We start from the raw sequence: 13,582 nt of genomic DNA, 5'->3' as shown, positions 1-13,582 counted from the left end.
GTACCGCATCCAATCGAACAGCGAAGGGTTCATTTGCCGTATTTCTGCGCCTTTTGCAGAAATTAAGGCACCACGATTCACTTGTCACTATTTTAAAAGCGTTTAAGCCGAACAGGAACAACTGCCGCCGGAGCCACACCCTCCACCGCATGATGAATCCGTAAAGAATCCGTCACCAGCAGGGGCCTTGACCGAATCGGACACCGATTTTGCAATGATTGCACTAACCTCGTTCAATAAGTTCTGAACATCGTTCTCAGCAATTCTAAGAGCAGCTATCTGCTCATTCATATCCAAGTTTCTTTTTTGGATACGTATATCTTTCATCACTGTCTTATAATCAGGATGGTATCTACCAAAACGTTGCACTTCTTCGTAACGCTCTTTCATGTTGGTAAAATCGTAAATCGCTTTTGCCAACAACTTGTCGGAATATACGGCATGATTCGCTCTTCTATACTCATTAATAATTTCAGAAGAGAGTATCATGTCGGAGAGCGTCTCCGCTTTCTCAATGATTGACATCCATTCATCTGTCATCATCATCGGGCATTCCCCTCCATTCCAACTAATCATAACAAATATGATACTGTTTTTGCATGTTTTCTGTTCAATTAATCTCGAATTTTTTATTCTGCAATGCTTCTTTTGCAATCCGAGAATCAGAGAACGGAAAAACATTTGACCGACCTGCTGCGTTTTTTCATGCCCCTTACCAGCTATCAATACAACATCTCCATCTTTTGCTTCAAATACTGCTCTCTCAATGGCGGTTTTCCGATCAGGTTCAACAATTATATTAGGCGACATGTCATCTATCCCCATTAATATCTCATAAATTATTCTAAGTGGATCTTCATTTCTTGGATTATCGGAAGTAATAATTACTTGTGTCGAGAAGGCCGCCGCTACTTCTCCCATCATCGGACGCTTCCCATGATCCCTGTCACCCCCGCAACCAAATACAGTGATTAGTCCGCCAGTGCATTCTTTCCTCAAAGAGGATAGTACATTATGGAGTGCATCAGGTGTATGGGCATAGTCAATATAAACCGTTACACCTGATTCTTCAATTCTTTGCAAACGCCCCTCCGGCAATTGAAGCTGTTGGCAAAGTGATAATAATTCCATCCTATCAAAACCAAGAGAACTTAAAGTTGTAACGGCGGCAAGTGCGTTCATCCTATTATGTCTACCAGGTATAGCAGTGAAGTAGAGTCCATCCGTAGCCTTTACATCAGTGATCATCGTTTCACTAAAATAGATTGTTGGTCGCTTGGAATTATGAACAAGGGCCATGCATTGTTCGTCATCTGCATTCACAACCAATTCTTTCGCTATTGAAGCCAACTTCTTTTTTGCACTAAGATAGGACTGCTTACTGCCATGTTCCTCGTAATGGTCAACACCGATGTTTAAAAATACACCAATGTCGATTATGCAATGATCGAGTCTTGATGTGGAAAGTCCCAAAGAAGAGGCTTCCATGACTACATATTCCATTCCCGCATGAAGGCATCCTTTTAATAAGGGATGGAGGAATTCAGCTGGTAATGTTGTCATCTCAGGAACTTCCATACTAATTTTTCTTCCATTCGAAAAGATGCCTGTCGTACCGATAACTGCAGCTTGTTTCCCACACATATTTAATAATTGACCGATAAAATGCGTAACAGTTGTCTTGCCATTCGTGCCAGTTACAGCAATGATTGTCAGTGATTCTGATGGATCACCTGCAAGTTTTGAGCTTACATATGAGATGAACTTTCTTCCATCCGGTACGGCAATAATTGTAATATTATCAGGTATTTTTATATTTATAGTTGTATTGCGATCAACAACAATTGCAATCGCACCACTTTCTATTGCTTCCTGTAGATGACATAACCCATCATCCTTGGCACCTTTCCTTGCAACAAAAATATAACCCTCTCTCACATTCCCCGAGCGCTCGGTTATGCCACGTACTGACATACCGATACTTCCAGAAACCGTGCAGGGCCAATCTTTCAAGATCTCCGACAGTAACAAAAGCCCTCTCCCCTTCCCGAACAATTTTCACGAATACCGAATATATTGAGAGCGAACCATACTTTATCGTATGAAGAAAATGAAACGAACGACACGAAGAAAGTTGGGAGCTTGAATGATAGTTCAAAAATTTGGCGGAGTGGCTATGAAAGACCAACAAACAAGAAAATTATGCATCGAACACATCCAAGCCGCTCTGGAGAGATATCAAAATGTTGTAGTGGTCGTTTCGGCCATCGGAAGAGGGATTGATCCATATTCCACAGATAGTCTATTACATCTAACCGATGCTTTTAGCTCTGCGAAAGCTGCAAGTGATTTAGCCGCTTCATGTGGGGAGCTTATCGCTGCGGCCATCCTATCTGCGGAACTACAACAGGCAGGTACCCCGAATAGGATTTTACATGGCATACAAGCGGGTATTTGGACATCTGGAGATTTCGGGGATGGAACAATAAGTGATGTTGATCCAACAATGATAAAAGATGCATTAACAGAAACTGGTTGCGTCATTATTCCCGGTTTTCAAGGGATAAACGAATTCGGTCAGGTAATGACCATTGGAAGAGGTGGAAGTGATTTGACTGCCATCGCTGTTGGTGCTGCTCTAAGAGTCTCACATGTTGAGTTTTTCAAAGACGTTCCAGGCATCATGTCCAGCGACCCCAAAGATCACAATGATTCCAGGAAGTTAGATAATCTTAACATCCTTCAACTGCTACCTCTACTTGAAACAGACCGCCCCGTTATTCAAAAACGAGCTGCAATTTATGCAATGAAAAAAGCGATACCCCTGTATGTAAGAGGTATCACTTCTAAAGAGAATGGTACTTGGGTCAATCCATAATTCATCTTTGCATTAATCCTGAATCAGTTTTTTTCTTTGGATCGGATTTAATTAATACTTGTGTATAAAATTTTCCATATGCACCAGTACCGATATCCGTTGCATCGGGATCCAATAAGACACTGCGATGTGCGGGGGAATTCAGCCAACCATGTACCGCTTCTATAGCGTCTACGTAATTGGAGGCAATATTCTCCCCCGCCTTTTTATGTTCAATACCGGAGTTTTTCAACCGTTCTGATAGGTTTCCACCTGAAGGAGACTCATGTGAAAAGTAATTTCCGATAGCCATGTCTTTGCTATGATTTTGGGCAAGAGTTGTTAACCAATAATTATTTTCCAAAGGCTCAAGTCCGTGGTGTTCACGATAAAAATTCGTCAATTCAAAAATTTGTCGCTCCATGGAACGATCCACTTCCATCTGGGCTCTCGAAGATGGATGCCGAGCCACCATCAACTCACCCATATATTCCATATCATACGGTTGGTGGACGACTAATGTCTTAGGGTCGATAAATCGTACACCTTCAATTATTTCTTCTTCTCCATCTACATAAATTTGTGCAAAAAGACCTTCAAACTTCAATAGGATTTTATCTTTTAAATCTTGACTGTTTAATGTAAATGTATATACATTTTCTCCTAACACAACATTCACTTCGGTTTCTATAATTGAAAATCTATAAATTTCATTTATATCTTGCCCGACAAAAAATGGTTTCAATTCCACTGATTGATCTGCACTGAATATTTGGTTCACTTTTTCATCGTCGTTCACACCTGCCATGAAAGAGTATCCATCCGTGTATATCCACCATTCGTAACCATAGGAGGAAGGTTCAATCCTGTCTGGTTCTCCAAATGCTTCAATCAAGTCAATAGTATTCTTCCCGACAAATGTCGAAAGTCCTGATTTGGGTCTTTCAGGACCAGAAATCTGTTGTTCATCAAATTCCTTATCGGGTACGGGAATTGCCGTTCCGTGTTTTACTGGTGATTCAAGTGGTTCATTTTCTTTGACCCGACTGTCCAAGAAATAGAAAACTGCGAGAAGTATAAACAGTAATAAAGCTATCTTCCAAAAAACTCTCAAGTCTTCTCGCCCCTTTCTGATTACTTCAACCTATAGTTTACGTGAATTTAATCCTATTATAATACATTCATGACTATAGGGGCTATGTTAATTGTAACGACTTAAAAAACCGCCTCATTTTATCATGACTATCCAATTTAGACGTCCTCACTTCAATCATGACACAATGTTGTCATTGCAACTCACTCGAAATTGTTCTATTATGAATAAGTATAAGCAATTGACTGGATGATCACGAAGGAGGACTTTAGACGATGTATATTGAAAATACAGGCATTGAAGAAGTTGTTGCCGACTTATCATTACTTGATGAAATCATGTTGAATCATGATCTTGTTCGTGCTGGACAATGGGACTACGAGCGAGTAACCTATGATAAAAAATATGTAATTAAAGAGGGTACATATTACCTTCGTGTATTCGGTTTCACACCTGATGGAGATGTCGATACACGCGATGCCACCATACACTTAAAGAAACCAGCACTTGGGAAACACTACTATCCACACGGCGTTGAATATGGAGAAGATGAGAACTTCCCAGCGGGCCTTGTGAAAGACTGCCAAACAACATTGAAGGCAGTTATGGAAGATCTTAAACCATACCTACAAAAAAATTAATATTTTTAGTAAAAGTCGAAGAACTTTTGGTTCTTCGACTTTTTTTCTATTTAACTTTGCCTAATTTTGGGTATAATGCTAACAATGAACATTATGGAGGTATGACCATTGGCTCGTTGGCTTACAAAGAGGAATATTACGCTCTTTTCCTGCTCATCATCGTCATTTTACTATCAATTTTTATACTCCCTGTCTCAATACCAATTATTTTGGCCTTTTTAACCGCACTTCTTTTCGAACCACTCGTGAAATTAGCCGAATCAAAATTTAAATGGAAACGAAATGTGTCCGTTATGTCTGTTTATATTTTCATAATTGCACTTTTAGCTGTTATCATCTATTATACAGTCACTTCATTGATAGGTAGACTCATTCAATTCACAAAAGACGCACCGGAGTACTTGAACAAACTTTCAAATGTATGGATAGACTTCCAAAGTAAGATCTTTTTATACACCTCCGATTTGCCAGATGATGTAGTGAGGTCAATGCAAAATGGTTTTAATGATATTTTGATATCCTTTAAGGATTCATTTTTAGCTTTTTTTAATTCCGAAAAGATACTATCCTTAGCGTCTGAAATTCCAAGCTACTTAGTCAGCTTTATATTTTATATGATTGCGCTATTCCTCTTCATGTTAGAAATACCGGAGTTAAAGAAAATGATTTTCAGATACTTGTCAGAAGAAACTTCTAAGAAAGTACGCTATATGATAGTGAAATTAAACTCAGTCATTTTCGGATTTTTAAAAGCGCAATTGCTTGTAAGTTTCGTCATCCTTGCTGTTAGTTTCGTAGGTTTACTGTTCATAGCACCAAAATATGCTTTGGTCATGTCCCTCGTTATTTGGATAATCGATATTATCCCGATTTTAGGGGCTATCATCATACTTGCACCTTGGTCATTATATCAATACGTCAGTGGAGATATTGGACTCGGTACAAAGCTTGCTATCCTCGCTGCTGTTCTATTAGTCGTTCGAAGAACTGTCGAACCGAAAGTGATGGGCAATCAGATTGGCCTTTCCCTCTTCCAACGTTGATAGGAATGTTCATCGGTTTAAAATTGTTTGGTGTATTTGGATTGTTCATTGGACCAATGATAGTAATAATATTTAATACCGCGCGAGAAGCAGGCATCATCAAGTTGAATTTTAAATTATAAAAAACACGCTCCCTCAGAAGCGTGTTTTTCTTATATTCCTAATATGGCTTTGATCATTGACGTTGTTTCTCCGCCTTCATATATTACATAAAGCAATAAATAAACGGCAACGCCAGTGAGTGCGGTGAATAGCCAAATAATGCTTGTAACCGGACCAATCTTACGGTGTTTGTCCAATTTGTTTTTTAATCCCCAATTGATAGTAATCGCCCCGAAGATTGCTCCCGTAGTCGCAAGGACAATGTGAAAAACAAGGAAAATTGTATAGTAGACCTTCAAATTATCTGGCCCACCGAAAGCTGTATTTCCAATTAGAATAGTGCGTGTTGCGTATATGATAAAGAAAATTACAGCTGAGACTGCTGCAGCAATCATCATTTTTTTATGAGCTTCAATTTTTCTATCACGTATCAGTTTCCAACCAATTACTACAAAGATTGCTGATAACACTATGAAAAAAGTGCTCACTGTCGGTAAAAAAGGAACATCCATACATAATACTCCTTCAAAGTGAAATAGATTATCTATTCATTTCAAATTTTTGTCTTTCCAATAAATCTCTTTGAGTAATCTCATCAGCATTCAATTGCTCATCACGATACCATTTAATGAAGATTTTACCGATGACAACTACATAGATTAATTCTTGAATAATTTTCATAATAATTCCGCCCAGTTGCTGATCATATACTGTAGGCATGTTTGTAAATAACTCCGGTCCTGAAATGCCTAGACCAGATATGCCAGATAGCGTCCCAGCAGGTACACACAGTGCCATTGCCTTCAACCACGCTTCTCCGCTGCTGTACGTTTCATATACAGGTACATCTACAAAAATGATTAACGCACATGCAGGCGTCACTAAAAGGGCACTCAATATGACATAGCCAATTTTCTTCAATCCATGCAGTGTAGGATGATCTTCCATTGTATTTACAACCGGCCACCATAAAACCACAGCCGCTAAAAATACTGTAATTGTAAATATTGCATGCAATACCGCACTTAATTTAATGTAATCTAAAATCATCGGATAGTGGTACATAGAAAATGCAAGCGTAAAAATAAGTAAGCTAATAATTGGCTTGGTAAACAATCTAAAAACCTTATCAATGATTTTCACACTGAAAACTTTTTTCCAAATAAAGTTTGGTATTCCGATAATCATTAATGGGGCGACTCCCAATAATAGAAGAGCCATCTGCGTCATATGAACTGAAAACAAAATATGCCCAATCAAATCAAGCGGCGATCCTTTTACAATATACAAAAGAATCATTGAAGCAATAAAATACTTGATTTGTCGACCCGATACAGGTTCGGTTCCCTCAAACCAATGTCGCCATTTCTTCGTCAATAGGAAGTATAGTACGACAAGCAGTACAATTGTTAAGAAAAAATAGGGACTCCAAAGTGCCTGAAATCCGAATATGCTAAAAGGCATCATTGCCATCGCTCCTTTAAGGTGTCTTATTCTATTATAAAACGAACGAGACATTTAACACAATGAACGAACTTTAACATTGCCTCATTTTTGACTAGAATGTGACGAATTGATCTGAAATACACCGTAAAACAGAAAAAGCCTGTGGAATGGATCCACAGGTTTTTCTTACTAATTACCACCAAACGATTGTAACGAATGTTAAAGGGATCAAGAAACCTAAAAGGGCTCCTGTGTACATGAACATTTGAGGAATGCCATGCCCTTTTTCACTCATATGCATGAAGTAATACAGTTGCAACCCAACTTGAACAGCTGCAAAAAGCATGATCATCGGGATAATAAAGAATTTGGAAAACCCTGCAACTTCAGCTTCATATGCAACAACCATAGAGAATGAAACAATTGTCAGGAAGATCATAAGAGAAAACATCATAACCTGACTGCGCATAGATTGCTTTGCACGTCTTTGTGCAAGCTGTTGTTCAGCCGGTGTACGTTTGTAAACTTGGATGTCTGCCATCTTAACCTACCACTCCCATCAAGTAGACTACAGTGAAGATGAATACCCAAACAACGTCGATAAAGTGCCAGTACAATGAAAATGTATAGTACTTCGTAGCGTTATAAAGGTTTAAACCGCGTTTCGCATTACGGAAAATCAACAACGTGATCCAAACAAGACCAACAGCTACGTGGAACCCGTGAGTTCCAACAAGCGTATAGAACGCCGAACTGAAAGCACTGTTACCGTAAGTGAACCCTAAGCTGACATAATGCGAGAACTCATAAACTTCAAGCATTAGGAAGCCAAGTCCTAAAAATGCAGTAATTGCAAGCCAAAGTTGCATTTTCTTGAAGTTGTAGTTACGCAAATGGTACATCGCAAACACACTTGTCAATGAAGATGTTAGAAGCAACATCGTCATGACGAATACTAATGGTAATTCATAAAGCCCTTGAGTCGAGAAGCCAAAGCCGCTCGGTCCAGAGTTTTTCAATGCAACGTATGTTGCAAATAATGTCGCGAACAAGATTGTCTCTCCACCAAGGAAGAGCCAGAAACCTACAAATTTGTTTTTCGCTTCAAGCGTTGCTCTTTCCGGATGGTCAGGCCACGTCTCAGGGGTGAATTTTTTATTCAAATCCATTAGTTTTGACCCCCTTTACGTTTCAAATCACGGAGAATCTCTTCTTTTTTAACATAGTATCCAGTGTCATCTTGCAAAGAACGTGCTGCCATTGAAACGAAAGTCCATAGTAGACCGAAGATAAGTAATGGTAATCCCCATGACTCTTCAGTACGGAACATCGCGCCAAATCCTGCAATGAATAAACCGAAAGCCATAAGCAAAGGAATGATAGAACCGTTTGGCATATGAATGTCTTTGACTGGTTCTGAAGGTGTTAATCCTGACTCGTTGCCTTCCTTCTTCTCAATCCAAACAGTATCAAGTCCACGAACAAGTGGAGTTGCAGCGAAGTTGTAATACACAGGTGGTGATTCAATTGCCCACTCCAGTGTACGTCCATCTCCCCATGGATCGTTTGAAACTTTTACATTTTTAACTGATGTGATGATTGCATTGATAACAAGTACAATAACCCCTACTGCCATAAAGAACGCACCAACTGTACTGATAAGGTTTGCAAGGTTCCAACCTTGACCGTCCATATACGTCCAAACTCGACGCGGCATACCCCAGAATCCTAACCAGTGTTGGATAAGGAATGTCATATGGAATCCGATAAAGAAGAACCAGAATGTTACTTTACCAAGCGTTTCATTCAACATCGTACCAAACATTTTTGGCCACCAGTAATGTGTAGCTGCCAAAATCGCAAGAACAACACCACCAACGATTACGTAGTGGAAGTGAGCTACGATGAAATAAGAATCGTGCAATTGGTAGTCAAGTGGTGCAGCCCCTTGCATAACACCCGTAACCCCACCCATTGTAAATGATGGTATGAAACCAAGTGCATAAAGCATTGGAGTTGTAACCTTGATGCTTCCGCCCCACATTGTCAATAGCCAGTTAAAGATTTTAACCCCTGTAGGCACGGCAATCGCCATTGTTGCAACAGCGAAAATTGCGTTCGCAGTCGGCCCTAAACCAACAGTGAACATATGGTGAGCCCACACCATAAATCCTAGGAAACCGATCAACACAGTCGCGAAGACCATGGATGGATATCCGAACAAACGCTTACGGGAGAATACCGAGAAAATCTCAGAGAAAATACCGAAAGCAGGCAAAATAAGAATATAAACTTCAGGGTGACCGAAAATCCAGAAAATATGCTCCCAGATAATTGTATTACCACCCATTTCATGATTGAAGAAGTTTCCTCCGAACATACGGTCAAACGTCAAGAAGAATAGACCTATTGTCAATGGAGGGAATGCGAACAAGATCATTGCAGATGCAACAAACGTTGTCCATGTGAACAATGGCATCCGCATGTACGTCATACCTGGCGCGCGCATGTTGATGATTGTGACGAGGAAGTTGATCCCCGCTATCAATGTACCGCCCCCGGCAATTTGAAGCCCTATCGCATAGAAATCAACACCATGTCCTTGGGATGCAAGTGAAAGTGATGCGTAAGATGTCCATCCAGCATCAGGAACCTCACCATATAACCAAGAAATGTTGAGGAATAATCCTCCGAAGAAGAACATCCAAAAACCCAATGAGTTAAGGAATGGGAACGCAACGTCACGCGCACCGATTTGTAACGGCATTATCGCGTTCATAAATCCAAATAATATAGGCATGGCTGCTAAGAAAATCATCGTCGTTCCGTGCATTGTGATCAAATCATTGAATAGACCTGCACTAACGAAATCATTGTTTGGAATATGAAGCTGCCAACGAATCAGCATAGCTTCAATTCCGCCTACAACGAAGAAGAATCCGCCCCCAAGGAAGTAAAGGATTCCGATTTTCTTATGGTCGACTGTAGTTAACCAGTCCCACAGCGTTGCGCCAAAACCCTTTTTTTGAGCAACTGAACTCACTTTGTTTACCTCCTCATCAAAATCGAGTGAAAATTATTATTCAATAGATAGACCCATTAGGTATTCAGCAATGGCATCCAATTCCGAATCAGAAAACTGACCATCGAAATCAGGCATCTTATTACCTGGTTTGTATTGTTGTGGATGTTTGATCCATTCAATCAAATCTTCTTTCGTGTGATCCATAAATCCAGCAACACGGTTACGGTCTCCGAAAGTAGCAAGGTTCGGGCCTTGTGCTCCAGTCTCACCTACACCTGAAACTGCGTGACACCCGATACAGCTTTGTTGGAATAAGCTTGACCATCTGGATTTGCTACAACTTGATTATCAGCTGTTGCCTGCATTGCAGTAACCCAACGGTCAAATTCAGCACGTGGCATCGTTTTTACTTTGAAGTCCATCAATGCGTGAGATGGTCCACAAAGCTCCGCACACTTACCATAGAAGACTCCGCCTGCGTCTTTAAGATCTTTTGAATTCTTTTCAAATGTTAGATAGAACTTATTGACGTTTTCAACGTTCGTATCAAGCTTACCACCTACGGCTGGTATCCAGAATGAGTGTTTAACGTCTGCAGCAATTAGATTGAAGTAAACCTTTTCATCCATCGGCACGACCAATTCTTGTGCAGTTACGATACCTAAATCTGGGTATTCAAACTCCCACCAATATAGTTTCGCAGTAACATCTACTACAAGATTTTCAGCATTCCCATCTTCATCTACAGCACCCATTGCTGCCACATCTCCAAGTTTATAAGTGTAATAAACAGTAGGAACAGCGAGTAGTAAAATTAATAGAATCGGAATGATCGTCCATACAAGCTCAAGCTTATGACTGCCTTCAACTTGTTCTGGAATATGATCTTCACCTAATTTGGAGCGTCTGAAAACGTACTAACGCTACTAAATAAATTGCTACAACTACGAGAATAACGAGTAACATGATCGCTGAAGACAGTAGTAGTAAGTTGAACTGATCTCTTCCGACTTGTCCTGCAGGCAGAAGCGTTGATAGTTCTTCTTGACCACATCCCGCAAGGAACACTGTTAGTACAGCCAATAGAGAAAAGAGACGCCAATTTTTAAGTCCTTTCATCATCGCTAACTAATACCTCTCTTTCTAAAAAAATGTTTTGTTCAAATGAGGACTGTTGACCTCTCTATCATGAATTCCTGTCAAAAGAAAGAATTCCATCATTTAGATGAATATCGAAAAAATGATCATAGCAACAAAAAGGATTGTCATGTAATTCAGTGAATAGATGAACATGGATGTTGCCCATTTCAAATCTTCCTTTGCCTTAAATCCTTTTACCGCCAAGTATAACCAACCGATATTCAATACAGTTCCCAACACAATGAATCCGACACCAAGATCAGCAAGTAGGAATGGCAACGGGAATAATAGAAGCACCCATGCAAGTATTGAAACTTTTGTCCTCTTGAAACCCTTTACAACTGGTAGCATCGGTATTCCTGCAGCACGGTACTCTTCAGTCCTGCGCATTGCCAGAGCATAAAAATGTGGGGGCTGCCACACGAACATAATAAGGAATAACGCCCAGGCACCCATACCAAGTGTGGGTTCAACCGCGGCCCAACCGATTAAAGGAGGTATTGCTCCGGATATACTACCTACGATAGTATTGCTGACATATTTTCTTTTAGACCACATTGAATAGAGTACAACATAGCTGAATACACCCGCAAGCCCCCATAATCCAGCCGCTGGTGATGCTGCAAACAACATCACTTCTCCTATCACTATGAAAGCGAGAGCGAGAGTTAATACGTAAGGTGCTTTAAATCTACCTGTGACTGTTGGGCGCGTCTTGGTTCTTGTCATAACGGGATCGATATCCCGATCGATAAGATTATTCAAAGCTGCCGACCCGGCAATAATGAGCCCTGAACCAAGAAGTGCATACAACATTAAGTCCAAATTGTGGATAAAGCTCTTGCTTGAGAATTGAAAGGCTAAGAAAAGTCCGGTAAATGTTGTAATCAGATTAGAATTGACTATGCCTATTTTAATAAGTGCAAGGAAATCTTTCACGATGGAAGTCGATCTGATATCCGGTTCAACGGATGACGTAATCGCCCGACCATTTGACATATGTACCCTCCTTTCAAGGATGTCGGCAAGGACCGCTATACTTTACTATATCGAAATTCGGGACTAATTTCTATACATAAACCGAATTTCAATAAATCCGCAAAGTTGTACCACTTGTAAATTCACTTCGCCTATCTATAGTAAATCATTTCCCTATGCCTTTTGTGAAGTTAAAGGGTCTTTTTTATGAACAATTTGTGAAATAGCTTAGGGTAAACCCTGAATTGGCCAATATACGTTGTTTTTTCTACTATTTTTCGATATCATCTACAAGCGGAGTCTTTTATTCATATAGCAATCATTAGTTAAAGTAGGTGTTTTTTTGAGATATAATAAATTTTTAAAATGGTTTGCTGTAGCTTCTACAATTGGTATGCTACTAATTCTTTTGGGCGGTGCACTTGTTACAAAGACCGATAGCGGTATGGGTTGCGGAAGGCATTGGCCAGGTTGTAATGGTCAATTGATTCCTGATGAAATAACTGCGGAAGTGTTAATCGAATTCTCTCATCGGCTTGTGACTGGTGCTGTTGGAATCTTGATTGTCGTCTTGTCTGTTTGGTCGTGGAAAGCGATTGGCCATATTAGAGAAACGAAACTCCTTTCTTTTTTAGCTCTATTCTTCTTGATCTTACAAGCGTTAATAGGAGCTGCACAGGTTCTATGGGGACAAGGTGATTTCATACTTGCACTTCACTTTGGAATATCGCTTATTTCATTCGCTTCTGTCCTACTTCTTACCTTGTTAATATTTGAGGTTGATAAGAAATTTGACGCAGACACGCTGAAAATTGGTAAAACACTCAAAACACATACGATTGGAGTAACAATTTACTCTTATATTGTTGTTTATACTGGAGCGCTTGTTCGCCATACAGAGTCTGAACTTAGCTGTACAGATTGGCCGATGTGCAAAAACGGAGACTTTTCCCTTCCGCAAAACTTCTGGGAATGGGTTCAAATGGGTCATCGGACAGCAGCCGCATTAATTTTTATATGGCTCTTGATTATTGCAATCCACGCAATTAGGCATTATAAAAACCAAAGAGTTATCTATTGGGGATGGATCATCGCCTTCTCATTAGTGACATTACAAGTTTTAGCTGGCGCTATCGTCATTATTACTCGTTTGAATCTATACGTTGCTTTAGCCCACTCACTATTTGTAATCCTATTGTTTGGATTACTAACGTATATGGTCCTACTCGTATCAAGAAGTAGACAAAATTAATAAAA

General features: G+C 39.9%; 12 protein-coding genes and 1 pseudogene. 4 read left to right on the top strand and 9 right to left on the bottom strand.

Features of this window, described 5'->3' with window-relative positions; translation table 11 throughout:
• Window positions 1–102: 102 nt before the first annotated feature.
• The gene (locus QNH10_RS11205) at window positions 103–2,031 is read right to left on the bottom strand and encodes a UDP-N-acetylmuramoyl-L-alanyl-D-glutamate--2,6-diaminopimelate ligase (RefSeq protein ID WP_283731633.1); all 1,929 of its coding nucleotides are present in this window, start codon (window positions 2,029–2,031) and stop codon (window positions 103–105) included.
• Between the two features lie 145 nt (window positions 2,032–2,176).
• Between QNH10_RS11205 and QNH10_RS11200 the strand changes: the two genes are divergently transcribed.
• A complete protein-coding gene (locus tag QNH10_RS11200) occupies window positions 2,177–2,878 on the top strand; it encodes an amino acid kinase family protein (RefSeq protein ID WP_283731632.1) in 702 nt (233 codons plus the stop codon).
• A 1-nt stretch (window position 2,879) separates the two neighbouring features.
• Here the strand turns inward: QNH10_RS11200 and QNH10_RS11195 are convergent, their stop codons facing one another.
• On the bottom strand, window positions 2,880–3,971 hold the full coding sequence (locus QNH10_RS11195) for a CAP domain-containing protein (protein ID WP_283731631.1): 1,092 nt from the start codon (window positions 3,969–3,971) through the stop codon (window positions 2,880–2,882).
• 254 nt (window positions 3,972–4,225) lie between these two features.
• Here QNH10_RS11195 and QNH10_RS11190 point away from each other — a divergent pair, with 254 nt between their 5' ends.
• Entirely contained in the window at window positions 4,226–4,591 is a 366-nt protein-coding gene (locus QNH10_RS11190) for a YugN family protein (protein WP_283731630.1), read from the top strand.
• Window positions 4,592–4,692: 101 nt separating this feature from the next.
• A complete protein-coding gene (gene ytvI / locus QNH10_RS11185; protein WP_283731629.1) occupies window positions 4,693–5,634 on the top strand; it encodes a sporulation integral membrane protein YtvI in 942 nt (313 codons plus the stop codon).
• A gap of 152 nt (window positions 5,635–5,786) precedes the next feature.
• On the opposite strand, the gene QNH10_RS11180 is transcribed toward ytvI, so the two are convergent.
• From QNH10_RS11180 to cyoE, 7 genes and pseudogenes are all read right to left on the bottom strand, one after another.
• The gene (locus QNH10_RS11180) at window positions 5,787–6,248 is read right to left on the bottom strand and encodes a DUF420 domain-containing protein (RefSeq protein ID WP_283731628.1); all 462 of its coding nucleotides are present in this window, start codon (window positions 6,246–6,248) and stop codon (window positions 5,787–5,789) included.
• A 28-nt stretch (window positions 6,249–6,276) separates the two neighbouring features.
• Window positions 6,277–7,203 (bottom strand): cytochrome c oxidase assembly factor CtaG, encoded by a 927-nt coding sequence (gene ctaG, locus QNH10_RS11175; RefSeq protein ID WP_317940154.1) that lies wholly within the window; start codon window positions 7,201–7,203, stop codon window positions 6,277–6,279.
• A 172-nt stretch (window positions 7,204–7,375) separates the two neighbouring features.
• Window positions 7,376–7,723, bottom strand: coding sequence for a cytochrome C oxidase subunit IV family protein (locus tag QNH10_RS11170; protein ID WP_283731627.1), 348 nt, complete (start codon window positions 7,721–7,723; stop codon window positions 7,376–7,378).
• A 1-nt stretch (window position 7,724) separates the two neighbouring features.
• Window positions 7,725–8,351, bottom strand: coding sequence for a cytochrome (ubi)quinol oxidase subunit III (locus QNH10_RS11165; RefSeq protein ID WP_283731626.1), 627 nt, complete (start codon window positions 8,349–8,351; stop codon window positions 7,725–7,727).
• Window positions 8,351–10,225, bottom strand: a complete 1,875-nt coding sequence (locus tag QNH10_RS11160) for a cytochrome c oxidase subunit I (RefSeq protein ID WP_283731625.1) — start codon at window positions 10,223–10,225, stop codon at window positions 8,351–8,353. Before QNH10_RS11160 ends, QNH10_RS11165 begins: the two co-directional genes overlap by 1 nt.
• Window positions 10,226–10,261: 36 nt before the next feature.
• A pseudogene (coxB, locus tag QNH10_RS11155) lies at window positions 10,262–11,329 on the bottom strand (cytochrome c oxidase subunit II).
• 99 nt (window positions 11,330–11,428) lie between these two features.
• Window positions 11,429–12,346 (bottom strand): heme o synthase, encoded by a 918-nt coding sequence (gene cyoE, locus QNH10_RS11150; RefSeq protein ID WP_283731624.1) that lies wholly within the window; start codon window positions 12,344–12,346, stop codon window positions 11,429–11,431.
• Window positions 12,347–12,719: 373 nt separating this feature from the next.
• Here cyoE and QNH10_RS11145 point away from each other — a divergent pair, with 373 nt between their 5' ends.
• Entirely contained in the window at window positions 12,720–13,577 is an 858-nt protein-coding gene (locus QNH10_RS11145; protein ID WP_430541116.1) for a COX15/CtaA family protein, read from the top strand.
• The last annotated feature ends 5 nt before the right edge of the window (window positions 13,578–13,582 follow it).

The sequence above is a fragment of the Sporosarcina thermotolerans genome (assembly GCF_030067815.1).
In the GTDB taxonomy this organism is placed as follows: Bacteria; Bacillota; Bacilli; order Bacillales_A; family Planococcaceae; genus Sporosarcina; species Sporosarcina thermotolerans.
Note: the sequence above shows the minus strand (reverse complement) of the source record. Positions and strands in the feature narration are given on the sequence as shown.

Bases quoted from the DNA above. Each gene is read 5' to 3' on its own strand.
- ctaG (WP_317940154.1), bottom strand. From the start codon at position 7,203: ATGATGCCTTTTAGCATATTCGGATTTCAGGCACTTTGGAGTCCCTAT.
- QNH10_RS11170 (WP_283731627.1), bottom strand. From the start codon at position 7,723: ATGGCAGACATCCAAGTTTACAAACGTACACCGGCTGAACAACAGCTT.
- QNH10_RS11145 (WP_430541116.1), top strand. From the start codon at position 12,720: ATGCTACTAATTCTTTTGGGCGGTGCACTTGTTACAAAGACCGATAGC.
- QNH10_RS11180 (WP_283731628.1), bottom strand. From the start codon at position 6,248: ATGGATGTTCCTTTTTTACCGACAGTGAGCACTTTTTTCATAGTGTTA.
- QNH10_RS11190 (WP_283731630.1), top strand. From the start codon at position 4,226: ATGTATATTGAAAATACAGGCATTGAAGAAGTTGTTGCCGACTTATCA.
- QNH10_RS11165 (WP_283731626.1), bottom strand. From the start codon at position 8,351: ATGGATTTGAATAAAAAATTCACCCCTGAGACGTGGCCTGACCATCCG.
- cyoE (WP_283731624.1), bottom strand. From the start codon at position 12,346: ATGTCAAATGGTCGGGCGATTACGTCATCCGTTGAACCGGATATCAGA.
- ytvI (WP_283731629.1), top strand. From the start codon at position 4,693: ATGACCATTGGCTCGTTGGCTTACAAAGAGGAATATTACGCTCTTTTC.
- QNH10_RS11200 (WP_283731632.1), top strand. From the start codon at position 2,177: ATGAAAGACCAACAAACAAGAAAATTATGCATCGAACACATCCAAGCC.